Raw genomic sequence first — 26,569 nt, 5'->3', positions numbered from 1 at the left:
CGACCTATCGGTGTTAAACGGGCATTCTTGTGCATGTTCATTCGGGCTTGCCTCCAAGGATGGTTGAAGCGTGGTAACTCCAGTCTCCTCGGTCTGGCCCGAATGGACAACCTGTTGAAAGCTCACAACTAGAGCAATCGCAACACGCTGAAAAGCACAAAGAAAAAAATGGCGATCCCTGCAGGACTCGAACCTGCAACCTACAGATTAGAAGTCTGTTGCTCTATCCAGTTGAGCTAAGGGACCGCTGTGGGGGCCGGTTGGTGCCCCGGGGCAAAGCATTGGACGCCTGCCCGGCATGATATCTTTTCAGTCTTTAACGTCTTCTGTCAGACGAACGGGGCGGAAACCGCCCCGATGATGGTGATCGACCGTCTTGGTGGCCGAAAGATCAGACGACGCGTTTGAACGCGAAGTTGTCGGCATAGGCCTGCACCCGGCGGACGCGCGATTTCGGCTGTTCGATATCGGCAATCAGCTTGTGACGGGCGGCAAATGCCTGCGCTTCTTCAAGGGTATCGAAATACATGCGCACCTGGCCACGGGTATCGGTCGATCCGATCCAGCCCATAAGCTGATCGGCAACCTTCTTTGCACCCGGTTCAAATTCCATCACCCAGTGCTTGGTCGCGGCACGACCGGACTGCATGGCGTTTTTGGCAGGTTTGTAAACACGGACCTTCATCGGGACCCTCGTCTTGACCGTCGGATAAGATGACAACAATGCGGGGCTCTCTAACACCCGCTGTCTCTTCATCTTTTACACCTTTTGCCGGCACATGAAAACGTGTCCGTATGGCAAAAGGGAAAAATGGTCGGGAAGGCGAGATTCGAACTCGCGACCCCCTGCTCCCAAAGCAGGTACGCTACCAGACTGCGCTACTCCCCGACGCGGATGTGGATTTAGCACCATAATTCCGGGTGGGCAAGACCGCATTATGCGTTTTTTGCCCGGATTGGAAATAAAATGCAGGTCAGAAACCAAAGGCCGCAGAGATCATCTGCGGCCTTGCTATTGCTGATTGAGGATCGCGTGGCCGCAACGGGCCTATCACGGGTGCCGCTACTATGTCTTAGCGCGGCAGCCCCTCGACCTTTTCGCCAACTTCAAACCCCAACCGGTCGGCCGATCCGCCATTGAGTTCCAGAACAAAGCGCACCGGCTTTGGCCCCGGAATGATGGTTTCGGATTTCGGCACGGTGCGTTTTTCAATTCCGACAATCACGCCATTATTGTCGATAAACAGCATATCAAGCGAAATGAAGGTGTTCTTCATCCACATCGAAATGTCGCTGGCACGGCCAAAATCAAACAGCATCCCGGCATCTTCGGCCATTTCGGTGCGGAACATCAATCCGCGGGACCGTTCATCGGGCGTTACCGCCATTTCAACATTGAAAACCTTGCCATCCACCAGCAGGCGCGATCGTTCAAACCCTGTTGCCTTTGCATTCAGCCCCGCCATCACGGCAGCACTGATAAAGCAAACGACCAAGGTCATTTGAATGAACGATTTCATAACCCATACCCCTTCAGTCTATGGACGCGTGTCCTGACTTCGTCACGTATGTCCCCGCCGCGCCACGGATCTCTAATGCTGGTCAGCATTTTTTCGTCCGGCTGCTTTCCACGGCTATGTGCCCATTTTATGGCACGCAGGATATTTTCCGCTGTGACGGATAACACAGGGGGTATTTCGATTTCGTTTACAACCGCCCACACCCCGGACCAACAGCGCGCAACCCCATAAGGATTATATCCTCCGCCCCCCAGTACAAGACATCTGGGTGCCATTTTGATCATGGCCCCGACCACGTCCCAAATGGCCTGATTTCCCAGCATCTGTCTGGATAATGGATCTTCTGCTAATGTATCACAACCGCATTGTAAAACAATGGCTTGTGGTGAAAATTGCTGCGCGAGTGGCAGGAAATACTCGTTCAGGACATAGCGCATTTCATCGTCATTCATGCCGCTTGGCATCGGCAGGTTACGCGCAAATCCCCCCGCAATATCATCGATATGCCCGGTTTTCGGCCATAGCCCTTCTTCATGCATGGACACGGTCAGAACACGGTCATCATCGGCAAATGCAATCTGCACACCGTCCCCGTGATGGGCATCAATATCAAGGTAAAGCACGCGATCCAGCCCCGAATCGAGCAATTCAAGTATCCCCAGAACCGGGTCGTTGAAGTAACAGAAACCCGATGCCCGGTCGCGCAAACCATGATGCGTACCCCCTGCCGGGTGATGGATGATGCCACCATCCGAAATCAGACGTGCGGCCATAATCGATGATCCGGCCGCCGTCGCCGGACGCCGGAAAATTTCCGGATAGATCGGATTGCCGTTTTTACCCAATCCGTATTTCACCATCATGTCTTCGGGCAGCATCCGGTCGCGTTCGGCCTGTGCGACGGCGGCGATATAGTCGGGATCGTGAAAGCGTGCCAATTGTGCGGGCGTCGCCACCGGCCCGATCAGATAATTATCCCCATCGACCCAGCCCATCGCATGCACCATATCGACCACCAGCGACACCCGCGGGATCGCAAGCGGGTGTTTCGGCCCGTAACTCGACCCGCGATAAATCTCGGCCGCGATCATGCGCGGACGGATATCATGGCGTCGTTGATCGGGATAATTCAGAACAGGTTCATCAGATGGCATCATGACCATTCATGGTTCATTCGGGCATCGCAGGATTGACGCGCAATCGCATCCGCGCAAGTCTTGCGATCCAACGGTTATTCTTAAACGTCTCTTTTTTATTAAACGACGAGCCGCCCCATGCCGATCAAAAACTATGCCTTTCTGATCAAGGCCGACGGATATCCGGTGCGGGGGACGCAAACCACCCTGCCCGGCGATGGCTTCACCACCCATATCTTTGCCGCGTCAAATATCGCGGCCCTGATCGTCGCCGCACAGGGTTTTGCCGAGGACGGGATAGAAGTCATTGAAACCTGCGGCGGCTTTTCCGATACGGATTTTGATGCGGTCGAAACGGCACTTGATGGCCGCGTCGCCCTTGGCCGCGTAACGTTTGACGCCGCCAATCAGGCCCTTCTGACCCGTTTCATGACATCACCCTGACCGCTTTTAATTAGCCATCACCGCCCCAAAACAGTCGGAGCCCCCCGTGCCCCAAAAAACCTCAAAACGCCGCCGCCTTTTCGCGGGGCTTGCGATCCTGATCATCGTTATTGTCATTGGCGCTGGCTTTGCCCTTTCGGGGCTTGCCGATTTTGATCTTGAAGGTCGCAATATCCGCCTTGTCGAATTTGACGATCACGGCAACCGGCTTTCGGGCACCCTGATCCTGCCCGATGGTGCGGCGGCCGACACGGCCCCGATTGTCCTTCTGATCCATGGCGACGGCCCGCAGGACCGCTTTTCAAATGACGGTTACCTGCCAATGATCAATACACTGCTGGATGGCGGGATCGGTGTTTATAGCTGGGACAAGGCAGGTGTGGGCGACAGCACGGGAAACTGGCTTGATCAATCCATGAATGATCGCGCCAACGAGGCGATGGCCGCCTTCGCCGCCCTACGCAACCTTGATGGCAATGAAAACCGCAAAATCGGTTTTCTCGGTTTCTCGCAGGCCGGCTGGGTCATCCCTGATATCGCCAACCGCCTGCCCGATGCCGCCTTTCACATCCTGATCGGCGCGGCGGTCAATTGGCAGCGGCAGGGCACCTATTACATGCGCACGCGGCTTGAGGCCCTTGGCACCCGGCCCGATGAAATCGCCATGCGCATTGAAACCGCGCATAATATGGACAACCGGATTTTTGGCCCCGACAGCACATATCAGGACTATCTCGCCATCCCCCATGATCAGGAAGTCATGGCACAGGACCGCTATGAATTCGTCAAACGCAATATCGGATCGGACGCCACCGGCTCGCTAGAAACATTCAAATCCCCCCTGCTTGCCCTCTGGGGCGAGGATGATCTGAATGTTGATCCGGCGCATAACGCGGCGATCTATCGCAAACTTGCCCTGCCCAACAATCCGCTAAACAGGGTCGTCACCCTTCCCGATGCGACACATGGGCTGCTGCGCGCAGGCCTGTTTAATTATCAGCTTGCCGATCAGATGCCCGACATCGTCAAACTGGCCTTTGTCGTGATGGGTCGCCATGCCTATGCCCCCGGCGCGATGGATCACATCACCACCTGGATCAAACAGGTCACGCAAATCCCGTAACCGTTGCGGTAATCGGCTTCAAACTTTGCTCATTACAACCATATGTAGATAATGATAAGCTAATGAGACATGCTAATAAACGTACACGATTAACTGTTTTTGTTTTTCCTATTCGATAAATAGATAACTTCCCTAGACAATAACTCTATCCTAGAGAGGGACAGTAACCCCATGAATAACATAGCTATTTTAGCAGGAAACAGTGAATACAAACACCTAAACCCATTAGCTTGCTGCTTGAACGATGTCGAGAAGATATATCAAATATTAAACTTGTCTGAAAAATACCAGAAAATACATAAAATAAAAAACAAAACATCTTCTGAAACAAAAGATAAAATTAGAGAAATAATAGAAGAATCAGGAAAAATTGACGAAATATTATTCTACTTCACTGGTCATGGATATTTCAACCAAGACGACTTTTATTATTGCCCTTCAGATTTCGAAATCAAAAGGCCAAATGAAACAGGAATATCCAACGATGAGCTACACATACTTATAAAGCCAGCCAAACCTGAACTAATTGTTAAAATCATTGATGCATGCAATTCTGGAAATCAACTCATCAAGGGAGATGCTTTTTCAATTAAAAACACCTCCTATGATATTAAAAATATAATTCAAATCGCTTCATGCTTGTCGTCTCAATCTTCACTTGCCGGGATACCTCTCAGCTTTTTCACTCATCATTTTGTTGAAGCAACAGTATCAAAGAGCGAAGGAGCAGTTTACTACACCGACATCATTGCGTCCCTGCGAGATAAATTTTTAGAAAATGAATTTCAAACTCCGCACTTCACGTCCCAAGGAACAGGACGAGAACAATTTATTGATGATGTCAGAAAACTATCCTCCATCAGAGATGAGTTAATTAACGAAAAGATTGAAACCGACAATATTCTAGAAAACACAGAAATAGATATAGTTGATCAACTAACAAAAATAGAAGACTCTATCGCAAATGAAGAAAAATCAAACAAATTTATATCAAAAATATTTTCAGAAACAAACGAAAAATTAAAATTTAACGAGAAAATAACAAAACTGTACTCAATAAATGAAAAAGAATACAATGACTACTACATGGACAACTGCAAAAAATTCATTATACAGATAATAAACTCTGAAAAGCTCAGCGATAATTTAGTTACGGCGCGTAGATATTGGGAAAAAGACGGAAATCGACCTTGGGAAACAACAATAGGGGCTTTTTTCGGGGACCCTGATGCGAGAGAGAAATTTCAATTGAGCATCAATTGCTCTTTAGGGACTGTTCAAACGGTCATTACTTTGACACCGAAATTCCGAACATTAAAAGAAATTAGATTAGTAATCTCCACAATTCCCAGTATAAAACATTGCTATGTTTTTGAAAACATTACGTTCCATTCCTTAACAGACTGGGATCGATACAGCGAACATGGAAATGTAGTAAGCCAACGCTGGTTCCGGTTGGGATGGAACGAGGATACATCACTTACCACCGCCGAGATTTGCAATAATTTAAACCAAGAAATTCTTGATTATATTGAGAAAATTACAAACAAAATGATCGAGAATTAATTTACTCCCTCACCCCACAGCCGCCCGGGGCCGAATGATCTTGCCGCTTTGGCGCTGCTCGAACAGGTGCGCGATCCAGCCTGCCATCCGCCCGACGGCAAAAATGCCAAGCCCGGCACCTTTCGGAAGATCAAGTTCACGTTCCAGCAACGCCAGCCCGAAATCAAGGCTAGGATATTGCCCGGTTTCATCCGTCACCCGGTCCGCAATCCGTGCCCAGAACGCATCCCCCACCTGCCCGCAGCATTGCATGATCGCACGCGTACGCGGATCACCATCGGGGTAAAGCGGATGGCCGAAACCGGGCGGCACGCCATCCTGCACCGGATCAATCTTGCGCTTTTCCACCCGGTCCATCCATGCCCGGCAGCGCGGCGTTAACCCGCCATGCCGACTGCCCGATAATGTCGCCAACCCCGCCAGCAACGACGCCGGGATACTCGCGCCTGCCGATGCCGCCACCCGCACCGCATAGGCCGACGCATTCAATTCATGATCAGCACACAGCACAAGCGCACGGCGCAGCAAATCCATGGCCTCCGGTCGTTTTGACCACGCGCGCGCCAGCATCACATGGATCGGACTTTCACCGTCATCACGCACACCTGCCGCCGCCAAGGCCGCAAGCCGCATCAGCTTCGCCGCCACCGGGCGACCATCCCCGGCGGGGTGGTTTGTCACCTCGCCCGCCATCATCGCAATCATCCGATCAAACGGGGTGGCGTGATTGGCCGGAATGAAATCCGGGGCGCGACACCGACCCTGATCGACCCGCAACCCCGCCAGAAGAAGCGCGGCATCTTCAAGCGTCATGGTATCAGACAGCCCCACCGCATCCCTGCCGCGATAGAAAAACCGGCCATCGGCAATGCGGGTGATTTTCGACACCAGTATCGGTTCGCCCCAGTCAATCGTCGATGCCGCCACCGATTGCCGCGACCGGCCGCGTTTTTTGCCCGCGATGATTTTGCGCACATCGCGATGGTCATAAAGGCTTTTGCGTGCGTCCCCCGGATGGGCAATGGCGCGCACGATCCCGCGACTGACATAAGCATAAAGCGTATCGCGCGATATGCCGGTCGCCGCACAGACTTCCTGTGCCGACAGCGTGAAAAATGCCGTTTCGTTGATCGGGTCATCAAGATTTTTCATATTGATTATCTTGATCAAGATTGACGATTTGTCCAGCCCCGCGTGATCCTTGACCGATCAATCCCCGGCCCCGCGCCACCAATGCGGAAAAAGGAGCCACCAACATGACCGCCATGACCGACAAGACCAATCCGTTCATCGCCCCGATTACCGATGCCCTTAACGCCGCCCTTGATCTTCCGGGCGGCACAAACGCCCTGCCCGATATCAAGATTACCGGCACGGACGCCCTGCCATCCTTCTTTGCCGTCACTGACCTTGCGACCGCGTCCATCGGCATCGCATCCGCCATGATTTCCCGCTATCGCGGTTTGGCGACTGGCGATCTGGCGGGTGTCACCATTGATCAACGGCTGGCATCGAAATGGTTTGATATGACGATCCGCCCGATGGGCTGGGAACTGCCGCCGGTCTGGGATGCGATTGCCGGTGACTATCAAACCGCTGATGGCTGGATACGGCTTCACACCAACGCCCCGCATCACCGTGCGGCCGCCCTGTCGGTTCTGGGTGATTACCCGGACCGCGAAGCCCTCGCCCCCATTGTCGCAAACTGGAAATCCGATGACCTCGAAACCGCAATCATTGCGGCGGGCGGCTGTGCCGCCACCATGCGAAGCCTGGGTGACTGGCAATCCCATCCGCAGGGGGCGGCGATTGCGGCCGAACCGCTGATCGGCTGGCAGCATCACGGCATCATCGCAAAATCCCGCCACGTTATCCGGCCGGACCGGCCTTTGGCCGGGATCCGCGTGCTTGACCTGACCCGCGTTCTGGCCGGTCCGGTCGCCGGGCGGTTTCTCGCGGCCTATGGCGCGGATGTCCTGCGCATCGACCCGCCCCACTGGGACGAGGGGGCGGTGATCCCCGAAATCACCCTTGGCAAACGCTGTGTCGGGCTTGACCTCAAACGTGCCGAGGATCGCCAAACATTCGAAAGCCTTCTGGCGGGTGCCGATATCCTGCTGCACGGCTATCGCCCCGATGCCCTGCCCGGCCTTGGTTATGACGCGGACGAACTTCGCCGCATCAATCCCGGCCTGATCGATGTCACACTCTGCGCCTATGGCTGGACCGGCCCGTGGGCCAAGCGGCGTGGTTTTGATAGTTTGGTGCAAATGAGCTGCGGCATCGCCGATTTCGGCATGAAACAGGCCGATGCGCCAAAACCAACGCCTCTTCCGGTTCAGGCCCTTGACCACGCCACCGGCTACCTGATGGCGGCAAGCACCATCCACGCCCTGCACCTGCGCAGCCAGACCGGCCAGATCACCACCGCCCGCCATTCGCTCGCCCGCACCGCCCATCTGCTCTGCCAGACCGCACAACCGACCCGAACCCAAACCATCGCCCCCGAAACCGAAAACGACATCGACCCGCATCTCGAAACCACAAGCTGGGGCAAGGCCAGGCGCATTCGGTTCCCGGCCACGATTGACGGCGTCGCACACGCTTGGGATCACCCGGCAGGCAAACTTCGAACGGCCGATCCGGTGTGGTGATGCCGCTCCAAACGAAATCCGGACGGACGCAGCGGCAAAACACACAGCCACAAACCGGACGACCCGCAGCCAGAAAGCCCGAATAAATCCCGGGCTTTCGCAAGCCCCTCCAGCAGACAGCCTTCGGGTGGCTGCCCTCACCTGTCCACCATCGACGGGGCATGGCCCGATGCTGCTCGATGCTGGCACTGTTGCCTCTTCCGGTGCCTCTTCCGGCAAATCCTCCACGGCAACTTCCGGTGATGCGGGACTTCTGGCAACGCTGGACAAACCTCGCGCTTCCACCAGCCAACAGACGTCCCAAAGCCTCGCCACCCACTCCGGCCCCTTTCAGCAACCCCACGATCACGAAGCCCGGACGAACCTGAAGCCCTCGCCATCCTCCCCAACAGACGATCCGCAAACGCCTTCAGCCTCGCTGCCCGCTCCGACTACCTCCGCCAATGGCATGACCACCGAAGCCCGGACAAATCTCGGGCCTCCAGCAACCTCGCCAACTCACACCCCACGGAACACCCACCGGCTCGTCACCCGCTCCGGCTGCGGCGACAACCTGCTCCCCCGACGTTCAGACACACCTCGGGCCGCCGCCAGCCCCGCCAACCGATGGTCCACAGACGGCCCAAAGGCTCACTGCCCATTTCGGGCTCTTTCGACGATGCCATGACCACCGACCACCGACCACCGACCACCGATGCCGGAACAAAACTCGGGCCTCCAGCAACCCTCGCCAACGGCCTCTCATCGGGCTCTCTGCCGCCTCGACGCACCTCCGGCCACGGCGGCAACCTGCCACCACGGCGTCCAGACACACCTCGGGCTGCTGCCATTTTCACCAGCAGACGGTTTTCGGGCGCACTGCCCCCAGCCTGTCCACCACCGACGGGCCGCAATCCGATGCCGCCACGACTGCCATTGCTGCCTCTTTCGGCAAATCCGGGGTCCGTTCCCCGACAAGACGCACCTCTCCCGTCATGACAAACAAGCGTATCAAAAGCGTATTAGAACCGGCGCGGAACGCCGCCGTAATGGCTCCGCCATCCGCCGCCCCATATCCTGCGGACTACTCCGCCGCCCTGCCTCAATCCTTGCCGCTGCATCCTGATCCCCTTTTTGATCCGGCCCCAAACGCAAAAACCCGCAGAGCCTGTAAGGCTTTGCGGGTTTCGGTCCGGGTGCATTTCTCCCGTTGACTTTGTCTTTATGCCACAAACAAAAGAACAAATCAAGAACTTTTTCCAATGCTTGACGTCCCGCCATGATCTGCGCATAGTCCCGTCATCTCCAGGGGGGCCGATCGTGAATCGGCTGAGAGGTTCGGTGTTGCCGGACGACCCTTTGAACCTGAACCGGTTAAGACCGGCGTAGGAAGGATCGCATGCGCAAGACAGAACCAGTGCCGAAACCGGCAACATCCCCAAATCCCCCCGTCATGCCGGGCAATACGACGCCGTTTGATATTCATCTGCGCGGTGGTCGCGTGGCCTTTAACGGCGACGATATTTTCCATGATCTTGATCTGACCCTGCCCGCCAGCAGCATCACCTGTCTGCTGGGCCCATCGGGTGTCGGCAAAAGCACATTGTTGCGCTATCTCGCCGGGCTGGTCGATGGCGAGGCGGGTGGAGATATCGCCTGCTCGGATGGCAGGCCACTTTTGGGCCGGGTTGCCTATATGGCGCAGCAGGATTTGCTTCTACCGTGGCGCAGTGTGCGGGAAAATGTCGTTCTGGGCGCGGTGCTTCGCAATGAGCGCCCCGATCTTGCACGCGCCGATGCGCTGATTGCCAAGGTCGGGCTATCGGATGCCGCCCACCTGCGCCCGGCCGAACTTTCCGGCGGCATGAAGCAGCGTGCCGCCCTTGCCCGCACCCTGATGGAAGATCGCCCGGTTGTCCTGATGGACGAACCGTTTTCCGCCCTTGATTCGCTTAACCGCATGCGCCTTCAGGACCTCGCCGCACGGGTATTGCGCGGCAAAACGGTTTTGCTGGTCACCCATGATCCGCTCGAAGCGCTTCGGATTGGGGATCGCGTTCATGTCCTGCGCGGCACCCCGGCGGTCCTGAGCGACGCCATGCTTCCGGCGGGTAGCATCCCGCGTGATATCACCGATCCGGAAATACTCCGCCATCAGGCCGAACTCCTCCGTCAGCTTGGCGCCACCGCCGAGGAACTCAACCGGGCGGAGGGAACGGCATGACGAAGACATCCCGCACCCCGTTTACCGAACGGCGTCTGCTGAAACTTGCCCGGCCTTTCATCATCATCGCCGCCCTGATCGCGACATGGCAGATTGTTGTGACCGTGACCGGCGCGCCGAAATATATGCTACCCGCGCCCTATGAAGTCTGGCTAACCCTGATCAAGCGTCATGACGTGTTGCTTGACCATGCCAGATACACGATTGCCGAAACCGTGATCGGGCTTTTTGCCGGGGCGGCACTGGGCGCCTTGGCGGCCCTTCCGATGGCGCTTTTTGCACCCGTGCGGTTCTGGCTGATGCCGATCCTGCTGGTGTCGCAGGCGATCCCGTTTTTTGCGCTGGCGCCTCTTCTGGTATTATGGCTTGGCTTTGGTCTGGGCTCAAAAATCGCCATGGCGGCCCTGATCATTTTCTTCCCCGTCACGGTCGCGTTTTTTGACGGGTTATCACGCACCGAACCGGGCTTCCTTGACCTTGCCCGCACCATGGGTGCCAGCCGCTGGCGATTGCTGACCCATGTGCGCCTGCCCGCCGCATTGCCTTCATTTGCCTCGGGCTTTCGGGTCGCAACCGCGGTTGCCCCCATCGGGGCCGTGATCGGCGAGTGGGTCGGATCAAGTCATGGCCTTGGCTATCTGATGCTGCATGCCAATGCACGGGTTCAGATCGATATGGTCTTTGCCTGCCTTCTGATCCTGTGTGCCTTTTCAATCACGCAATATTTCCTTGTCGACCGGGCGTTACGTGCGGCCTTGCCCTGGCAACCCGACAGCCTGAAACCGGCAAAATAAACCGAATTCCCCGCGAAAACCGCGGGGCAGAACATCACAAATATATCCGATATCCGATAGGAGGTTCATCCATGTCACGCCTGAAATCCATGATCACCGCGGCCACGATTGGCGCGGTTGCGATGGGAATGACCAGCCCGGCCTTTGCCACCGACAAGCTCACCATTCTTCTCGACTGGTTTGTTAATCCCGATCACGCACCGCTGATCGTCGCCAAGGAAAAGGGCTTTTTTGCCAAACATGATCTGGATGTCGAGCTGATCGAACCGGCCGATCCATCCGCCCCGCCACGTCTTGTTGCCGCCGGTCAGGGTGACGTTGCCGTCAATTATCAGCCACAGCTTCACGTGCAGGCTGCCGAGGGCCTACCACTGACCCGGATCGGCACGCTGGTCGCAACCCCGCTCAATAGCCTGATTGTGCTCAAAGACGGCCCGATCAAGGAAATCGCCGATCTTAAAGGCAAGAAAATCGGCTATTCGCTGGCCGGGTTTGAAGATGCGCTGCTTGGCACGATGCTGGGAAAATATGGCGTTTCGATTGATGATGTCGAACTGGTGAATGTCAATTTCTCGCTCTCGCCATCGCTGTATTCCGGGCAGGTCGATGCCATCATTGGCGGCTATCGCAATTTCGAACTTAACCAGATGGAAATCGAAGGCAAGCCGGGCAAGGCTTTCTATGTCGAGGAAGAAGGCGTTCCGCCCTATGACGAGCTGATCCTGACGGTGCGCAACGACAAAACCGATGATCCGCGCTTTGCGCGCATGCTGGCCGCCCTTGAAGAAGGCGTGCAGTATCTGGTGAACCATCCCGATGACAGCTGGCAGGCCTTTATCGCCGCCTATCCAAACCTCGATGACGAACTCAACATCAAGGCGTGGGCCGATACGCTGCCGCGCTTTGCCCTGCGTCCGGCCGCGATTGACCGGACCCGCTATGCCCGCTTTGCCACCTATCTCAAGGATCAGGGTATTATCGAAACCATTCCGGCACTTGATAGCTACGTGACCGTGATCGAATAATCTGCCCGAACCTTCCCCCCGCGGCACCTGATTTCTCCGGTGATGTTTTGCCGGTCAGAAGCAGGTGTCGTCATGAAGGCCGGAACCCGCCCCGGTTCCGGCCTTTTCTTTGTCCCAATCCTGACAGCGGTCCCACTTGCACAATTCCCGATCCGCGACACATTGATAGGATCAAAACAATAATCAGCCGATCAGGGGATTTGACCACGTGACGAATGATAACCGACCGCCACATCACACAGATTCCGGATTTGAAAACCGCTATCCCCTGCCCGATCTGGTCAAACGGTCATTCTGGCGTTTTATGAAACGGCGTTATTTCGGTGCTGAAAACTGGCCGAAAGCCAAACATCAGCGCGGCAAAATCCCGACCGAGGCGCCAAATCTGGATGCCATCCACAATCCGGACCCGGCACGCCTGCAAGTTACCTGGATCGGCCATGCAACAGTTCTGGTGCAATATGGCGGGCTTAATATCCTGACCGATCCGGTCTTTGCCAAACGGGCATCGCCGTTCCGCCATCTTGGCCCCGCACGCTACAGCCAGCCGGGATTGCAGATTGATGAACTGCCCAAGCTTGATCTGGTGTTGCTGTCGCATAATCATTACGACCATTTCGACGTTGCCAGCCTGCGAAAAATTGGCAATGCGCCGCGCTATATCCTGCCGCTGAAAAACGGTGCGCTGCTTGAAACCGCCGGGATCCGCCCGGATCGCTATGACGAACTCGACTGGGATCAAAGCCTTTCGCACGGGGATTTGAAAATCACCCATGTGCCAAGCAATCACTGGTCAGCACGCACCACCAAGGACCGCAAGGAAATGCTTTGGGGCGGGTACATCCTTGAATTCGCCGACGGCTATCGTTTCTATTTCGTCGGTGATACCGGCTGGAACGAACGGCTTTTTGCCGAAATGGGCGAACAATATGGCGGGATCGATTTTGGCCTGATCCCGATCGGGGCCTATGAACCCAGCGATTTCATGCGTCATGCCCACACCAACCCCGAAGAAGCCGTTCAAATCATGCAGGTGATGGGTGTCAAACAGGCGCTTGCCATTCATTGGGGCACGTTCGTCCTGACCGCCGAGCCGGTTGACGAACCGCCATTGCGGCTGGCATCGGCGCGCAGGGACGCTGGCATTGCCGACAATGATTTCATTGCAGCCCCCGTTGGGGCAACACGCTTCTTTCCCGGCAAAATCAGCCATCCGATAAACGCGGATAACGAAACGGAAGCAGCCCAGTAAAAAGATGAAGACCGGCAACGTGCAGATCGTTGCCGGTCTTTGTTAGCCGCAAAGCGCGGTCACAATGTTTGGGAGAACTGCAAACGCGTTTTCGGCTATGCGAATTGATTAGTGGTTGTGCTCGCCCCCTGCGGTGAATGACAGGGTTGCGAAATGCTGGATCAGGTCCGCATCCGCATTGTTTTCAAGCGACACAGAATGTTTGACCGCAATCACATTAAGCCCGTCATTGCGCACGGTGATATCGGCAATGCCATCCTGATCGGTTTCACCAATCAGGGTTTCGGCCAGATTGACATAGTCGGGAATGATCGCAACACCCGGCAGGGGCTTGCCATCATAAAGGACCCGGACCTTGAAATCGTCACCCGCTTCAAGTTCGGTCGGGTTGGAAAGTGGCACGATCTGCAGCGGCTGTGCTGGCAAGGCAGGGATATCGCCGTGAATATGCAGCAGTGAAACCGAATGCTTCAGATAATGGCCCGCCTGTTTTGCCCCCTCGACGGCTGATTTGGGCTGATTGACCCATTTGCCGTCCGGTCCCTCGGTATAAAAGCCGTTATCAAAATCGATCAGGACAATGGCCGCATCCTCACCCGGTACGACCATGGCATGGGTATCGCGGGCCTCGACCTTGCCTTCGCTGGCTTTGCCGTCTTCGGTCAGAACCGTAACCGATTTGATTTTGGCCGGATCATAGTCATTATCCTCGGCCCCGTGACCATAGATAATTCCATATTCATCCCAGCGCTGCGCAACCCAGACGCCGTGCGCATTGGCGATTTGTGCCGCCCCGAAAAGAGCCAGACCAACACCGACGACCGATGCAAATTTCATCATGAACCTCAAATTAAATGTTACGTTATAACATAACATTTAATTGCATGAGAGATACCCTGCGTCAAGACCGTTTAAACGGCCCCGACATTAGGTCATTCCTCGTCCAGATAAAATCAGACCCGCGTACGCGGCTTGCGAATGGTGCCATCCTCAAACCGTGAAAGCTCCATCCCGGCAAGGGTAATGGAGGGCTTCCCGGTTGTGATCCAGTCCGCCAGCACCTTGCCGACCACCGGCCCCATGGCAAATCCGTGGCCGGAAAAACCGGTGGCGACAAAGAAATGTTTGGGATTGTCGAACTGATCGATCACCGGCACCGCATCTGGGGTGACGTCGATATCGCCAGCCCACTTGTCGACAACGCCCACCTGTTTGATTTGTGGGAAGACCTTTTGCAAATTGGCCATCGCGTTCTTCACCCGCACTTCGTATGGCTGTGCCTGATTTTCGCGGCGACCGATCAATGGCTGCTTTGATGCCGCAGAACCCGGCAGGCGATCGACCAGATCATCAACGAACCGCCTGTTCAGATGGAATTTGAAGGTCGCCCAGTTGGCAAACAGGCCCGGCGCAAAATCGCGGGCATATTTGAACCGGCCCAATGTCAAATCCAGATCGGTCATGAACTCGTCGGCGATATTCATCGAACCATCGGCACGCTGACGAAACGCAAGACCGGATGCCAGCGTTCCGGCGGCCGAAATATCCGGCACCGGAGTTGTACGGATCACCGTACCGCGCGTGGTTTGCTGCGGCAGACGGCGGCCGAATTTGGCGACGAATTTATGCGTCGCGGCACCAGCAGCACAGATGACATATTTGCATTTGATCTCGCCACGCTCAGAAATCACCGAACTGATTGCACCGCCACTCGTTTCAATGCCAATGGCACCGCAGCCCTCCGCGATGACCGCACCAAGTTCACCAGCACGTTTTGCGAGGGCAGGGGCGGCCTTTTTGGGCTCCGCCTGCCCGTCAGAGGGCGTATAAATCCCGCCGACACCGGGGCGCGTGATGCCCGGTGCGATCCGGGCGACACCCTTGGGATCAAGCACCTGCGTTTCGATATCAAATCCTTTGGCGTCTTCGATCCATTGTTCGAATTCGCCCATTTCCGCATCATCGCGGGCAACAAACATGACCCCGCCCTGCCGCCACTCCAGATCAGCGTCCAGTTCCTTTTCAAGCCCCTGCCAGATACGATTGCATTCGATCATCAGGGGCAATTCAACCGGATCGCGGCCCTGCTGGCGAACAAAACCCCATGCCCGCCCGGACTGATGCGAGGCGATGGTATCCTTTTCCAGAAGGACCACCTTCATGCCTGCCTTGGCAAGGTAATAGGCGCTGGAAGAACCGTGAATCCCGCCGCCGATGACGACGACATCGCATTGTTCGGGAAGGTCAATTTGGGGGGCGTTCGGTGTGTGGGGCATTTGAATGGGTCGTTCTTTTGTTTTCGTTTTGGGATGTGGCGCGTTCCACGTTATGTTGCGTGGCAATAAATGACAACAAAATCAGGTGCCACCATGTCTGCCGATAACAAGAAACAGCAACCTGCAACCATCACGGCCCAGGCCTTGGGCTGGGTCGAAGAAACCACCCGTTCGGTTACCCCGCCGATCTACCCATCGACCACGTTTGAACGCAATGCCGATCTTAGCTATCACGATGGCCGATGCTATACCCGGACCGACAACCCGACCTATGATCAGGCCTGTGCGGTTCTTGATGCGCTGGAAGGCGGCGCACAAACGCGGCTTTTCGCATCGGGCATGGCCGCCGCGGTTGCGTTGCTGCATGCACTGTCGCCGGGCGATCATGTCGTCGCGCCAAGGGTGATGTACTGGGCACTGCGCAGTTTCATGCTTGATAGCGGTGTGCGCGCCGGTCTGACATTTGATTTCGTTGACAATGGCAACACAGCCGATTGGGTCAGCCATATCAAGCCGGGTAAAACAAAAATGGTCTGGCTGGAAACGCCCGCCAACCCGGATTGGCAGATCACCGATATCGCGGCCGTTGCCGACGCCGCGCACAAGGCCGGTGCGATTGTTGCGGTCGATAATACGGTTGCCACGCCACTTCTGACCCGCCCGATTGAACTGGGTGCTGATATCGTCATGCATTCGGCCACCAAGTATCTGAACGGGCATAGCGACGTTCTGGCAGGCACCCTGACCACCGCAAACAAGGACAGCGAATTCTGGCAACGGGTCTGCAAGCAGCATGCAGGCGGCGGTGGAGTTCTGGGCGTGTTTGAAGCATGGCTGCTTCTGCGTGGTATGCGCACCCTGTCAATCCGTGTCGAACGGGCCAGTGCCAATGCGATGGCGATTGCACGCCATTTCGAAAACCACCCCGAAGTCGCACAGGTCCAGTATCCCGGACTTGAAAGCCATATCGGCCACGACATTGCCAAACGCCAGATGAATGGCGGCTTTGGCGGCATGATGTCGATCCGGGTCAAGGGCGGTGGCGCGCGGGCCGTGGATTTCCATAATCAGTGCAAGCTGTTTAAACGCGCGACATCACTTGGCGGGGTCGAAAGCCTGATCGAACACAGATCGTCGGTCGAAGGCCCGACAAGCCCGGTGCCCGATGATCTGTTGCGTTTGTCTGTTGGTATCGAAGATATCAATGACTTGATCCATGATATTGAAACCGCCCTGGATTTGAGTAAATAAAGTCGGATTCTAAATCGGCCAATCAATGGACTGGAAATTCCACGCGTGATGAAAACTGCGTTTCGTGCCCGCACACGATATTGTTTCAAACCGTCATTTTCACTGTGTCTTGCCGCAACGGCAATGATCGCGGCGACGGAATTTCCGGTTCGGTCGGCACAGGCACAAGCCACCGGGCCAAGCCAACCGGCAGGCATTCGTGATATTCCCGATGCCGATGCCCTGCCACCGGCCCCTGGACTGATTTTTGATATGGCCGGACAGCGCTATGTCATGTTTGACGACATGGTTTCGCGCCTTGCCGGGACCCGTTTTGTCCTGATTGGTGAAAAACATGACAACCCGATCCATCATCATCATCAGGCCCAATTGGTCCGCGCGCTAAGCAAACGCGAAGACAGCAAGCGGGCGGTTGTCTGGGAAATGTTTAACAGGGATCAGCAGGAAAGCCTCGATCAGGTGTGGCAGACTGTATCCCCCGATGAACTCGGCAGTGAAATGAATTGGGGTGAAAGCGGCTGGCCTTCCTGGCACGACTATGCCCCGATTGCCGAGGCAGCCCGGGAAAACGGGTTATCTATGGTTGCTGGCAACCTGCCCCAAAATGTCCTGCGCCCCATGATCAGCGAAGGTATAAGCGCCCTGCCGATAGAGCTTGCAGAAAAGCTTGCATTACCGCCCCTGCCCGATGACATTGCCGCGCGCTTTGATCAGGAAATTGCCGAGGGCCACTGCAACATGTTGCCCAAATCGCAACTGCCTGCTTTCTCGCTTGTGCAGTTTGCCCGCGATGCGTCGCTCGCACGTGCAATGATCGATGCAGATGCCGACAAAAATATCGACGGCGCATTCCTGATTGCCGGTGCCATGCATGTTCGCGACGATATCGCCGTGCCCTATCACCTGCGTCGTTATTCACCAGATTTGACCGATAATGACATTGCTGTCGTCATCCTGGTCGAGGCCGACGATCCGGGCGAAAACCTTCCGGGGGTGAATGATTATGCCCTGCGGATGGGATCGGAAGATATTGCGGATTTCATGTGGTTTACCAATGATCTGCCACGCACCGACCCATGCGAAGACATGAATATTGGCCAATAATCATCTGCAATCGTGTGCAATCGTGACGATTTGATCGGTTATTTAATACGGCGGGGCAACCAGTCAGTGGTCGCGACCGGCTTACCCTTGTGCGACCGCATGACGCGCGGGCGGACGACTTCCTTTGCCTCGGGCGTGGTGGCACTTTTGCGGACAGAGGCATAAAAATCGACCATCACCTGAAACGGGATCAGCGTCCCCGGTGCCTGTTTATAGGCATCAAGATAAGGTGGATGATTGCGCACGGTTTCGCTGAGATGTTCGACCGAGTGATGGCCGAACTGCGACCAGATGCTTTCAATGAAATGCTGCGTTTTGGGATCAACCGATTTAAGCCGCACGTCCGGACGGCTTTCTTCCATTACTGCATAAACATTGGGTTCAATCGGACCGATATCGTCAGCAACAAACACGGCGGGCATCAACATCCGACCATGATAATTCGCACCGTAGTAGGCCTGTGCAAGATACAGCAGACGATGAAGCTTTTGCGGTTGCAGATATTCGTTGTCGTTCAGCGCATGATCAATCAGGCGAAAAACTGCTTCGAAAACGGAATTGAGGACCGGCTTGTTCTGCATATCAGATCCAGCAATGGAAACGCATGATCAAGCCGTGATCATAATGCCGGAAGGACGGGACAACAAGGATCGGTAAAGAATGTTTTCAATTTTGAAGAAGGCTCGGGCCTGTCGCCCGGCATATCAGATATAGGCGTCCACCCGCGTACCGCGAACACCAGCTCCATGCACGACGGCGTTCACAACCGCATAGAACGAGGTCCCGCTATTCACACTCAGATCAAACGGGATTTCCGGATCAAGGAAACTTGCGAAATCGATATCGCTGCTTTCAGACGAAATCGCCCCTTCGCGATCACTGGCACGACGGGCGGCGGAAAAACGGCTTTGCTCCGCGCGCTGGTCTTTCTGCTCACCTGCGCTACCCTGACCGGAATTTCTGCTGCCCTTGCCATCGATATAGGCATTGAACAGGATACCGTCATTATCGGGGTCATAGGTGTAATGTTCGCTGGGTGCCTGAACCTGGGCATTGCGGTCAACCGTCGCCATACCGCGCGCACCAGCGGCTGCAAGTCTGCCATACTGGCTGACTTGACTGACGGACTGGTTATTGACGGCAGGTACGACCATTTTCCTCTCTCCAGCCGAAACCGGAACATATTACAGCATCATTCAACCGTAAGATTATATCCCAATTACGACCCAAAAGAGACAAGAATCGTCATTTTTCAAGGTTCAGAACCGGTTTTGAGGCATCAATCGCCTTCAAATTCGACCTGATGGAAGACATCGACACCACGATCACGGATTTTTTGCGCCCCGCCGATATCGGGAAGATCGATGATGAAGGCACAACCGGCAACCTCACCACCCGCCTTTTCAATCAGATCAATCGCGGCAAGCGCCGTACCACCCGTCGCAATCAGGTCATCCATCACCAGAACGCGCTGACCGGGCTTGATTGCATCGGTGTGCATTTCGATCACGTCCGAGCCGTATTCAAGTTCATATTCGACTTCGATGGTCTCGGCCGGAAGTTTGCCGCGTTTGCGGATCGGAACAAAACCGACACCAAGGGCGACCGCCACGGCCGGACCAATGATAAAGCCGCGCGCCTCGATGCCGGCAATCACGTCGATCTTTTTATCCTGGAATTCGGCGGCAAAACCGTCGACCACATCGCGCAAGCCGTCTGCATCGGCAAACAGTGTTGTGATATCGCGAAACATGATTCCCTTTTTCGGGTAATCGGGAATGGTACGGATCAGCGATTTGATCGACATGGGAGAACTCCGGTCGAGGTTAACCTGAAAAACAAAACCGCCATCTTTAACACCAGATGGCGGTTTGAAATCAAGTATTCCGGAATATTGGCGGCAAATACCGCAATGGTCACTAGGCCGCGTGTGCCGCGCTTCGGTGCATTACAGCACCGTTGGCTGCAACAAAGTCGTTGGCAAGTTTCTTGCTGATTTCGGCACGCGTCCCGCGCGGCAAACCGGTCCCGGCTGCCTGCCGGTTACCCCATACTGCACGGTAAAGGCGGTAATCATGATCATTGATCTGACCAAATACTTTTTCGACTTCCATCAAGGTCTGGACATAACTTTTGTTCATGTCAGCCATCCTGTTGCTCGTGATGTTCCGAATGACAATCCCCTTCGGAATAACAACGCCCGGTTAACCCAGCGCATCGTCAAGCAGCGATATAATCCCCTAAAGGCCGCGTCTCAACGGCAGGACGGTGACAAGATCGGGAATATTTTGTGACACCCCGCCTTAATCGGCGAAAGTGTCTATAAAACAATATTTTGGCTGAGTGAAAAAATCCGCCATTTCGCAGATACCAGGATCGTCTCAATGCATCTTTTTGTTGGCGTCGGCCTGGCGGACTTCTTCGTCCATTTTCTTTTTAAGCGCATCGGCATATTCGCCGTAAATACGGCCTTCGATAGACAGTTCGAGAAACCGGACATAGTCCTGCTGATTGTCGATTTTGGCGCGTGCAACCGGAATCACATCAAACGGACTTTCAGCATCCAGCCCGTATTTGCGGATCAGCTCCAGCATCTCGGCTGTGATCTGTTCGAGCTTTTTCTGCGCGTCCGAAAATGAAATGCTCATGATGTTTTCCTGTTCTGACAAGATCGGCTGCCCGTTATGCCCTGCCCTGCGGCCTGTGACAAGGTTCCGCTCCGCACCCGAACCTATACGATCAGACAGCAACCTATCCGAATAAACCTGCCCTTGCCTGCGGTCACTTGAGACAAATCAAAGACCCGCAAGCCACATACCCCGATGCTCCGTGCGGGACAGTTTGATACGGATCGACGACAGATCAACAGGTCGTCGGTGGTCCGTCATGCATGCATTTGCATTATCCGATCGGGGATCAGTGATGAAGTTGTTATCGGCTTTCAATGCCATGGGCATTCGCAAACGCTTTATGTGGGCGTCGGCCTTCGGCGTGACGTCAACCGTGATCATCGCACTTGCCATGATGATGTTTGCCGAAGAAAAGGCAATGGATGCCAAGCTTCATCAGCTCAGCCAGAACGAACTGACATCGCTTCATGCGCTGATTGTCAATGTCATGGCCGCCCGCCCCGATGACTCCGATGACATCGGGATCGATGTTTTCAATAACTGGTTTGAAAGCCGCAATCTGGATTACCCCGGCGAGCTGTGGTCTGCCTGGGGGCCAACGACAATGGCCTACATGAAGGAATATGGTGACAAGGACCTCAAAACACCGCGCGATGCCATTGATCAGGAAGCAATTGAAACAGGTGAAACCATCGGTCGCTATACTGACGACGGGACCTATCGCCTGTCTATGCCGATTGTTCTGGGCGTGACCAAGGGGGCCGAGCGAGAGGTTTGTTTTAGCTGCCACGGTGCTATGGAAGCCGAAAAAGGTGACGTGATTGCCGTTCTGTCATCAAGCCTTTCGGTCGCCCCCGAACAGGCAAAAACCAATCAGATCCTGATCAGTATTGTGATTGGCGGTATCGCGATTGCGATTGCCACCATCTTTGGTATGCGGTTGCTACTTTCCAAAATCGTGACCGAGCCACTCAGCAAGCTGGGCTCGGTCATGACCGATCTTGCCGACGGCAAAACCGATCTCGTCATCCATGATCTGGACCGCAAAGACGAAATTGGTCGCATGGCTCAATCGGTTGATGTGTTCCGGACCAATGCGATTGCCAAAAAACGTATGGAAACCGAACAGGAAGCTGCGTCACGCAAACGCGAAGAACGCATGCAGACGCTTGAAAAACACATCGGTGGTTTCGAAAGCGTGATTGCCAATATTGTCGGCTCGGTTTCGACTTCGGCAGATCGCATGCAAAGCACGGCCCGTGCACTTGTGGGGGCCGCCGATCTGGCCAGCAAGAGTGCCACCACAGTTGCCGCCGCATCCGAAGAAGCCACCGTTAATGTCCGCACAGTGGCCGATGCAGCGGAACATCTGTCTCATTCCATCACCCAGATTGGTGACCAGGCACACCATTCAACCGAAATCACCGCCGAGGCATCCCGCGAAGCCGAAGCTTCCAGTAAAACCGTTGCCGGTCTTTCCGAAGTCGCCGGTCGTATTGGCGAGATTGTCGAACTGATCAGCGACATTGCCGGGCAGACCAATCTTTTGGCGCTGAACGCAACCATCGAGGCCGCCCGCGCGGGCGAAGCAGGCAAAGGGTTTGCCGTAGTCGCCGCGGAGGTCAAAAACCTTGCCAACCAGACGGCCCGTGCCACCAGTGAAATTTCCGAACAGATTTTGGCAATTCAGGAAGAAACCGGCAAAACAGTCCAGTCGATGGACGATATTTCCGATGTTATTTCCCGCATCACCAACATCACCAACACGATTTCCGATGCGGTACGTGAACAGGCCGACGCCACGGGTGAAATCGCACAGAATGTCGAACAGGCTGCCATCGGCACACAGGAAGTCAGCAGCAATATCGAACGCGTCAGCGATACGGTTGCGGAAACCGATAAGGCCGCCCATCAGGTTCTCAAAGTTGCCGAGGAACTCGGCCAGCTATCAACAGAACTTCGCAGCGAAGTCGATAGTTTCCTGATCAGTATCCGGTCAGCCTGAACACAAAATATACTTCAATCCAAGCCATACGCCCCGCGCCGTCCCGTACGGTTGCGGGGTTTGTGTTTTTTGCACCTTGTAATGACCGCAGGAAGGACAAAATTAAATGGTTACAGCATGTTATGAAAAAATATGGCTTCCGTGAACGGCTAGACACCAATTTTAACCTGACGGCAACGGCTTATATGTCTATTCTGTCAAAAAAAGAGGTTCAACTCTTTAAAGTTCTAAATGGGTTGGGGGTATTCGAGCGGTTCACGCTTGGAGAAAATAAAAAACGATGTCGTTTACGACAATTTTGGGGATTATGGTCGGACTGGGGCTGTTCATTGGCTCAATTTTCATTTCGACCGACAATTATTTTGTTTTCATAAGCCTGTCGAGTGCGTTGATGGTTATCGGCGGCACATTGGCAGCGACCTTTATTGCCTATGAAGCGCGCTATGTTCTGCTCGCGCTGAAACTTATCTTTAAAATCTTTCGGGCACCGCAAATGGGCCGTGGCCAACTGACCGGCGAAGTCGGCCGCGTGGTCAAATGGGGCTATCTGCTTCAGAAAAAAGGCATCAACGCGCTGGAACAGGAAGCACAGCGTGTCGGCAAGGATGAGCCGTTCCTGGGTTGGGCGATGGAAGTCGTGATCACCGGATATAACGGTGATGAAACCGCCGAAATGCTTCATAATGCGATTGAAAACGCGTTCAACCGTAATCTGGTGCCGGTTTCCATCCTGAAAAACATGGCAGGTGCCGCACCGGCATTTGGCATGATCGGGACATTGGTTGGTCTGGTGATCATGCTTGATAAAATGGCTGACGACCCAACACAGCTTGGTGCGGGTCTTGCGATTGCGCTGATCACGACGCTTTACGGGATCGTTGCCGCCCGGTTCTTTTTCATGCCGGCCGCCAGCAAAATCCAGCAGCGTGAAGAAATCATGCGGTTTCGCAATTATCTGATTGCAGAAGGCCTGATCATGCTGGCTGATCGCAAGGGACCGCGCGCGATCCAGGACAAAATGAATTCGTTCCTTGATCCGGCAATCCATTTCAATATCGACAAGTCTGCCAAATAGCAGCGGCAAGATGTTTTTGAAGACAGGAGGCCATGATGGCCCGGCGCAAGTCACCCATGGGGCAACGCAAGGACGAACCGGTCGACGAAGACTGGATGGCGACCTACGCGGACGCAATCACGCTTCTGATGGCATTCTTTGTCATGCTGGTCAGCTTTTCAAAGGTTGAAATTCCTCTGTTTGAAAAGGTCCAGTCCGGTATCGCAGAACAGATCGGCAAGCGCGATATTGTGCGCCCGACCCAGGTCCTTGAAACCGACCTGAAGGATGTCGTCTTCAATATGTCTATGGACAGTGCTGTCAATGTTTCGACAGATGATGAAGGTATCCTGATGGAACTTGGCGGCGGTTCATTCTTTCATCCCGGTTCGGCCAATCTGACACAGGATGCCGTACTTTTCCTGAAGGATGTCGGTGATCTTTTAAAGGAACCCCGATACCTTGGCTTTCAGATCGAGGTCACGGGGCATACCGATGACAGCCCGATTAGCACACCACGCTTCCCGTCAAACTGGGAACTGGCAGCCGGGCGGGCCATTGCCGTTGTCCGTTTTCTAACCGCCGTCGGGGTTGATCCTGACAGTGATCGCATGCGGGCAATTTCCTATGGCGATACCAAGCCGAAATTGCCAAACCGTGATGACGACGGCAATCCGATCGAGGAAAACCGCGAAGCAAACCGGCGCATTGATATCCGCGTATTCCCCAAGTATTCGCGCGTCTTCTGACCGTTTATCGGCCAAGCTTTCCCTATTCGATCACGACAACCATTTCATCGCGTGCGGCAAAGGTATTTGACCACTGGGAACGTGCCTTTTGCTCAATCACGGTCATTGCCCCATCATTGTGATCGGGATCATGATGAAAAAGGGCAAGGCGTTTGGCATTTGCCGCACGGCATAGCCGAATACCTTCCTGCCAGGTTGAGTGCCCCCACCCGACTTTTGCCGGAAACTCTTCGTCGGTGTAAGTACTGTCATAGATCACCAGATCGGCATTCTGAATAAAGTCCAGGATCACCTCATCAGGTTGGTCGGGCACATGTTCGGTATCGGTGACATAGCAAACCGACTTGCCAGCATATTCGACCCGATAAGCTGTCGCACCATTCGGGTGGCGCAACGGTGCTGTCCGTATCACAATCCCGTCGGCCGGGTTAAGGACAGAACCAACCGGAAAATCTTCGAATGTCAGCTTTGACTTCATTGCCGATAACGGTACCGGAAATGTCGGGTCAGCCATCTGGGCCGAAAACACGCGCTCAACCCCGCCCTGCTCCGTCAGGTGCCCTGCCAGAACATGGAACCGTGCGTCCGGATTATAAGCCGGGACAAAGAAGGGAAAGCCATTGATATGATCCCAGTGGGTGTGGGTCAGATAAATGCTGGCCTCTGTGACCTTGCGCCGGATCAAATCCTTGCCAAGGTTTCGAATACCGGTACCCGCGTCAAAGATCAGGGTCTGATCTCTGATCCGCATTTCGACACAGCTGGTATTGCCGCCATAAACAACATGATCGGGCGACGGACAGGCAATGCTTCCGCGAACTCCCCAGAACTTGACGTCAATTGCCATTCACTGCCCTTCACATCTATCTGCGGCCATCGCCAGCGGGAATGCATAAATCAGGTTGAAATATAACACTCATTTCGGACAAGCCAATTGTCCTCGTTCTATTTCTAATCTCTGATGAAAACCGCTGTACCAATCTCTGCGCCGAAAACCTGATCCGCCCGACCGCAATTCACGGCAATTTCGCAAAGCCCGATTGAATTGCGATAATGAAATCCATGTCCAAGTTCAACATCGGAAAACGTCCGTGCGGGCGAAAGCAACTGCCCGTTAATCAGAAGCGACAGGCTACGATTCTGCCAGCCCGGTGCGGCGACAAGCCCTGTCATCAGGTTACCGTATGTGTCGACATAAATGATTTCCGAAAGTTCGTCAGGCCAGCTTTGTGCGGGAACATAGCGCTGTGCTGGATCAATATCGGCTAGCGCGACCGGCTCTCCCTTCGCAATCATACAGGCGACCGGGGCAAAAATATCGCGCCCGTGAAAGCTGGCCGATGTGTTCGCAGGATACCAGTTGATAACTTTGACACGACATTTCCTGGCCCGCCGGATCAGGATTTCAAATAACCCGTTATCCGGCCCGACAAATAATACACCGTCGCATTCAACAACAAGGCCGCGTCGTTGGCTGCCAACACCGGGGTCAACAACACAAAGAACAACGTCGCCGGGATGAAATTCGCGTGAAAGTGCCGCCAGAAGATACGCCGATGCCTTGGGATTACGATCTGGCGCATCCACCATCAGATCGCAAACCGTTACATCAGGCGCCTCGCGATGAACAACCGCGCGCATGGCCCCGCTATAAGGGCCCGTTACACCAAAATCGCTGAAAATCAGGATCATGTCGGATGTCCGGTCAATCGGAAAACCGGCAGTAAATAGCCGGTTCAGATCAAAGACCGGGTAATATGTTGCCATAAAGACCCGGCCTTTA

Annotated in this window: 26 protein-coding genes, 2 tRNA genes and 1 riboswitch; of the genes, 13 read left to right on the top strand and 15 right to left on the bottom strand. The window is 54.7% G+C overall.

The genetic code is table 11. From position 1 onward, the window contains the following. Positions 1–169: 169 nt before the first annotated feature. From J7395_RS20280 to J7395_RS20260, 5 genes are all read right to left on the bottom strand, one after another. Positions 170–246 (bottom strand) — tRNA-Arg (locus J7395_RS20280). 145 nt (positions 247–391) lie between these two features. After that, on the bottom strand, positions 392–685 hold the full coding sequence (locus J7395_RS20275) for an ETC complex I subunit (protein WP_062951849.1): 294 nt from the start codon (positions 683–685) through the stop codon (positions 392–394). A 127-nt stretch (positions 686–812) separates the two neighbouring features. Further along, positions 813–889 (bottom strand) — tRNA-Pro (locus tag J7395_RS20270). Positions 890–1,073: 184 nt separating this feature from the next. After that, positions 1,074–1,520, bottom strand: a complete 447-nt coding sequence (locus tag J7395_RS20265; protein ID WP_209223469.1) for a DUF192 domain-containing protein — start codon at positions 1,518–1,520, stop codon at positions 1,074–1,076. Beyond that, positions 1,517–2,677, bottom strand: coding sequence for an acetoin utilization protein AcuC (locus J7395_RS20260; RefSeq protein ID WP_209223467.1), 1,161 nt, complete (start codon positions 2,675–2,677; stop codon positions 1,517–1,519). Before J7395_RS20260 ends, J7395_RS20265 begins: the two co-directional genes overlap by 4 nt. 117 nt (positions 2,678–2,794) lie before the next feature. Between J7395_RS20260 and J7395_RS20255 the strand changes: the two genes are divergently transcribed. The 3 genes from J7395_RS20255 to J7395_RS20245 all read left to right on the top strand — a co-directional run bounded on the left by J7395_RS20255 (position 2,795) and on the right by J7395_RS20245 (position 5,789). After that, positions 2,795–3,100 (top strand): DUF6506 family protein, encoded by a 306-nt coding sequence (locus J7395_RS20255; protein ID WP_209223465.1) that lies wholly within the window; start codon positions 2,795–2,797, stop codon positions 3,098–3,100. Positions 3,101–3,146: 46 nt separating this feature from the next. Next, positions 3,147–4,223 carry an alpha/beta hydrolase gene (locus tag J7395_RS20250; protein WP_209223463.1) on the top strand — a complete coding sequence of 359 codons (1,077 nt, stop codon included), beginning with the start codon at positions 3,147–3,149 and terminating at the stop codon, positions 4,221–4,223. Positions 4,224–4,394: 171 nt separating this feature from the next. Further along, positions 4,395–5,789: a caspase family protein gene (locus J7395_RS20245; protein WP_114123859.1), complete on the top strand. Its 1,395-nt coding sequence runs from the start codon at positions 4,395–4,397 to the stop codon at positions 5,787–5,789. Between the two features lie 9 nt (positions 5,790–5,798). On the opposite strand, the gene J7395_RS20240 is transcribed toward J7395_RS20245, so the two are convergent. Next, positions 5,799–6,941 (bottom strand): citrate/2-methylcitrate synthase, encoded by a 1,143-nt coding sequence (locus J7395_RS20240; RefSeq protein ID WP_209223461.1) that lies wholly within the window; start codon positions 6,939–6,941, stop codon positions 5,799–5,801. A 104-nt stretch (positions 6,942–7,045) separates the two neighbouring features. Between J7395_RS20240 and J7395_RS20235 the strand changes: the two genes are divergently transcribed. From J7395_RS20235 to J7395_RS20215, 5 genes are all read left to right on the top strand, one after another. After that, the gene (locus tag J7395_RS20235; RefSeq protein ID WP_209223459.1) at positions 7,046–8,443 is read left to right on the top strand and encodes a CoA transferase; all 1,398 of its coding nucleotides are present in this window, start codon (positions 7,046–7,048) and stop codon (positions 8,441–8,443) included. Positions 8,444–9,719: 1,276 nt separating this feature from the next. After that, a riboswitch (TPP riboswitch) is annotated at positions 9,720–9,831 on the top strand. Next, positions 9,822–10,646, top strand: coding sequence for an ABC transporter ATP-binding protein (locus J7395_RS20230; RefSeq protein WP_209223457.1), 825 nt, complete (start codon positions 9,822–9,824; stop codon positions 10,644–10,646). Its footprint overlaps the riboswitch before it by 10 nt. Further along, positions 10,643–11,440 carry an ABC transporter permease gene (locus J7395_RS20225; protein ID WP_209223455.1) on the top strand — a complete coding sequence of 266 codons (798 nt, stop codon included), beginning with the start codon at positions 10,643–10,645 and terminating at the stop codon, positions 11,438–11,440. Before J7395_RS20230 ends, J7395_RS20225 begins: the two co-directional genes overlap by 4 nt. A gap of 71 nt (positions 11,441–11,511) precedes the next feature. Next, complete coding sequence (locus J7395_RS20220) at positions 11,512–12,465, top strand: ABC transporter substrate-binding protein (RefSeq protein ID WP_209223453.1); 954 nt, start codon at positions 11,512–11,514, stop codon at positions 12,463–12,465. A gap of 208 nt (positions 12,466–12,673) precedes the next feature. Further along, positions 12,674–13,717, top strand: a complete 1,044-nt coding sequence (locus J7395_RS20215; protein WP_209223451.1) for an MBL fold metallo-hydrolase — start codon at positions 12,674–12,676, stop codon at positions 13,715–13,717. A gap of 108 nt (positions 13,718–13,825) precedes the next feature. On the opposite strand, the gene J7395_RS20210 is transcribed toward J7395_RS20215, so the two are convergent. Next, positions 13,826–14,557 (bottom strand): DUF4198 domain-containing protein, encoded by a 732-nt coding sequence (locus J7395_RS20210; protein ID WP_209223449.1) that lies wholly within the window; start codon positions 14,555–14,557, stop codon positions 13,826–13,828. 113 nt (positions 14,558–14,670) lie between these two features. Further along, positions 14,671–15,993: an FAD-binding oxidoreductase gene (locus J7395_RS20205; RefSeq protein ID WP_209223447.1), complete on the bottom strand. Its 1,323-nt coding sequence runs from the start codon at positions 15,991–15,993 to the stop codon at positions 14,671–14,673. A 93-nt stretch (positions 15,994–16,086) separates the two neighbouring features. Between J7395_RS20205 and J7395_RS20200 the strand changes: the two genes are divergently transcribed. Together J7395_RS20200 and J7395_RS20195 are read left to right on the top strand one after the other, a co-directional pair. Further along, on the top strand, positions 16,087–17,244 hold the full coding sequence (locus J7395_RS20200; RefSeq protein ID WP_247742321.1) for a PLP-dependent aspartate aminotransferase family protein: 1,158 nt from the start codon (positions 16,087–16,089) through the stop codon (positions 17,242–17,244). Between the two features lie 48 nt (positions 17,245–17,292). After that, a complete protein-coding gene (locus tag J7395_RS20195) occupies positions 17,293–18,348 on the top strand; it encodes a ChaN family lipoprotein (protein WP_209223443.1) in 1,056 nt (351 codons plus the stop codon). A gap of 38 nt (positions 18,349–18,386) precedes the next feature. On the opposite strand, the gene J7395_RS20190 is transcribed toward J7395_RS20195, so the two are convergent. The 5 genes from J7395_RS20190 to J7395_RS20170 all read right to left on the bottom strand — a co-directional run bounded on the left by J7395_RS20190 (position 18,387) and on the right by J7395_RS20170 (position 20,996). After that, positions 18,387–18,929: a hypothetical protein gene (locus tag J7395_RS20190; protein ID WP_097050475.1), complete on the bottom strand. Its 543-nt coding sequence runs from the start codon at positions 18,927–18,929 to the stop codon at positions 18,387–18,389. A gap of 123 nt (positions 18,930–19,052) precedes the next feature. Further along, entirely contained in the window at positions 19,053–19,502 is a 450-nt protein-coding gene (locus tag J7395_RS20185; RefSeq protein ID WP_209223441.1) for a hypothetical protein, read from the bottom strand. Positions 19,503–19,627: 125 nt separating this feature from the next. Then, positions 19,628–20,155 (bottom strand): adenine phosphoribosyltransferase, encoded by a 528-nt coding sequence (locus tag J7395_RS20180; protein WP_062951833.1) that lies wholly within the window; start codon positions 20,153–20,155, stop codon positions 19,628–19,630. 112 nt (positions 20,156–20,267) lie between these two features. Then, positions 20,268–20,489, bottom strand: a complete 222-nt coding sequence (locus tag J7395_RS20175) for a hypothetical protein (RefSeq protein WP_062951832.1) — start codon at positions 20,487–20,489, stop codon at positions 20,268–20,270. 240 nt (positions 20,490–20,729) lie between these two features. After that, positions 20,730–20,996, bottom strand: coding sequence for a hypothetical protein (locus J7395_RS20170; RefSeq protein WP_062958278.1), 267 nt, complete (start codon positions 20,994–20,996; stop codon positions 20,730–20,732). A gap of 274 nt (positions 20,997–21,270) precedes the next feature. Between J7395_RS20170 and J7395_RS20165 the strand changes: the two genes are divergently transcribed. The 3 genes from J7395_RS20165 (at position 21,271) to J7395_RS20155 (ending at position 24,786) form a co-directional block, all read left to right on the top strand. Continuing rightward, positions 21,271–22,983: a HAMP domain-containing methyl-accepting chemotaxis protein gene (locus tag J7395_RS20165; protein WP_231886859.1), complete on the top strand. Its 1,713-nt coding sequence runs from the start codon at positions 21,271–21,273 to the stop codon at positions 22,981–22,983. A 280-nt stretch (positions 22,984–23,263) separates the two neighbouring features. Further along, on the top strand, positions 23,264–24,058 hold the full coding sequence (locus J7395_RS20160) for a MotA/TolQ/ExbB proton channel family protein (RefSeq protein ID WP_062951830.1): 795 nt from the start codon (positions 23,264–23,266) through the stop codon (positions 24,056–24,058). A 32-nt stretch (positions 24,059–24,090) separates the two neighbouring features. Continuing rightward, the gene (locus J7395_RS20155) at positions 24,091–24,786 is read left to right on the top strand and encodes a flagellar motor protein MotB (protein WP_247742320.1); all 696 of its coding nucleotides are present in this window, start codon (positions 24,091–24,093) and stop codon (positions 24,784–24,786) included. Positions 24,787–24,808: 22 nt separating this feature from the next. Here J7395_RS20155 and J7395_RS20150 read toward each other — a convergent pair whose 3' ends face one another. Together J7395_RS20150 and J7395_RS20145 are read right to left on the bottom strand one after the other, a co-directional pair. Further along, the gene (locus tag J7395_RS20150; RefSeq protein WP_209223439.1) at positions 24,809–25,633 is read right to left on the bottom strand and encodes an MBL fold metallo-hydrolase; all 825 of its coding nucleotides are present in this window, start codon (positions 25,631–25,633) and stop codon (positions 24,809–24,811) included. A 104-nt stretch (positions 25,634–25,737) separates the two neighbouring features. Then, the gene (locus tag J7395_RS20145) at positions 25,738–26,553 is read right to left on the bottom strand and encodes an SAM-dependent chlorinase/fluorinase (protein ID WP_348541252.1); all 816 of its coding nucleotides are present in this window, start codon (positions 26,551–26,553) and stop codon (positions 25,738–25,740) included. Positions 26,554–26,569 lie beyond the last annotated feature (16 nt).

The organism is Thalassospira sp. A3_1 (assembly GCF_017744215.1).
Lineage (GTDB): Bacteria > Pseudomonadota > Alphaproteobacteria > Rhodospirillales > Thalassospiraceae > Thalassospira > Thalassospira lucentensis_A.
Note: the sequence above shows the minus strand (reverse complement) of the source record. Positions and strands in the feature narration are given on the sequence as shown.

What these genes read in the sequence shown, in the direction of transcription:
- J7395_RS20160 (WP_062951830.1), top strand. Translation starts at nt 23,264, where the DNA reads ATGTCGTTTACGACAATTTTGGGGATTATGGTCGGACTGGGGCTGTTC.
- J7395_RS20190 (WP_097050475.1), bottom strand. Translation starts at nt 18,929, where the DNA reads ATGCAGAACAAGCCGGTCCTCAATTCCGTTTTCGAAGCAGTTTTTCGC.
- J7395_RS20205 (WP_209223447.1), bottom strand. Translation starts at nt 15,993, where the DNA reads ATGCCCCACACACCGAACGCCCCCCAAATTGACCTTCCCGAACAATGC.
- J7395_RS20220 (WP_209223453.1), top strand. Translation starts at nt 11,512, where the DNA reads ATGTCACGCCTGAAATCCATGATCACCGCGGCCACGATTGGCGCGGTT.
- J7395_RS20210 (WP_209223449.1), bottom strand. Translation starts at nt 14,557, where the DNA reads ATGATGAAATTTGCATCGGTCGTCGGTGTTGGTCTGGCTCTTTTCGGG.
- J7395_RS20200 (WP_247742321.1), top strand. Translation starts at nt 16,087, where the DNA reads ATGTCTGCCGATAACAAGAAACAGCAACCTGCAACCATCACGGCCCAG.
- J7395_RS20255 (WP_209223465.1), top strand. Translation starts at nt 2,795, where the DNA reads ATGCCGATCAAAAACTATGCCTTTCTGATCAAGGCCGACGGATATCCG.
- J7395_RS20260 (WP_209223467.1), bottom strand. Translation starts at nt 2,677, where the DNA reads ATGATGCCATCTGATGAACCTGTTCTGAATTATCCCGATCAACGACGC.
- J7395_RS20265 (WP_209223469.1), bottom strand. Translation starts at nt 1,520, where the DNA reads ATGAAATCGTTCATTCAAATGACCTTGGTCGTTTGCTTTATCAGTGCT.
- J7395_RS20155 (WP_247742320.1), top strand. Translation starts at nt 24,091, where the DNA reads ATGATGGCCCGGCGCAAGTCACCCATGGGGCAACGCAAGGACGAACCG.
- J7395_RS20150 (WP_209223439.1), bottom strand. Translation starts at nt 25,633, where the DNA reads ATGGCAATTGACGTCAAGTTCTGGGGAGTTCGCGGAAGCATTGCCTGT.
- J7395_RS20230 (WP_209223457.1), top strand. Translation starts at nt 9,822, where the DNA reads ATGCGCAAGACAGAACCAGTGCCGAAACCGGCAACATCCCCAAATCCC.
- J7395_RS20145 (WP_348541252.1), bottom strand. Translation starts at nt 26,553, where the DNA reads ATGGCAACATATTACCCGGTCTTTGATCTGAACCGGCTATTTACTGCC.
- J7395_RS20235 (WP_209223459.1), top strand. Translation starts at nt 7,046, where the DNA reads ATGACCGCCATGACCGACAAGACCAATCCGTTCATCGCCCCGATTACC.
- J7395_RS20225 (WP_209223455.1), top strand. Translation starts at nt 10,643, where the DNA reads ATGACGAAGACATCCCGCACCCCGTTTACCGAACGGCGTCTGCTGAAA.
- J7395_RS20170 (WP_062958278.1), bottom strand. Translation starts at nt 20,996, where the DNA reads ATGAGCATTTCATTTTCGGACGCGCAGAAAAAGCTCGAACAGATCACA.
- J7395_RS20195 (WP_209223443.1), top strand. Translation starts at nt 17,293, where the DNA reads ATGAAAACTGCGTTTCGTGCCCGCACACGATATTGTTTCAAACCGTCA.
- J7395_RS20180 (WP_062951833.1), bottom strand. Translation starts at nt 20,155, where the DNA reads ATGTCGATCAAATCGCTGATCCGTACCATTCCCGATTACCCGAAAAAG.
- J7395_RS20185 (WP_209223441.1), bottom strand. Translation starts at nt 19,502, where the DNA reads ATGGTCGTACCTGCCGTCAATAACCAGTCCGTCAGTCAAGTCAGCCAG.
- J7395_RS20240 (WP_209223461.1), bottom strand. Translation starts at nt 6,941, where the DNA reads ATGAAAAATCTTGATGACCCGATCAACGAAACGGCATTTTTCACGCTG.
- J7395_RS20165 (WP_231886859.1), top strand. Translation starts at nt 21,271, where the DNA reads ATGAAGTTGTTATCGGCTTTCAATGCCATGGGCATTCGCAAACGCTTT.
- J7395_RS20245 (WP_114123859.1), top strand. Translation starts at nt 4,395, where the DNA reads ATGAATAACATAGCTATTTTAGCAGGAAACAGTGAATACAAACACCTA.
- J7395_RS20175 (WP_062951832.1), bottom strand. Translation starts at nt 20,489, where the DNA reads ATGAACAAAAGTTATGTCCAGACCTTGATGGAAGTCGAAAAAGTATTT.
- J7395_RS20275 (WP_062951849.1), bottom strand. Translation starts at nt 685, where the DNA reads ATGAAGGTCCGTGTTTACAAACCTGCCAAAAACGCCATGCAGTCCGGT.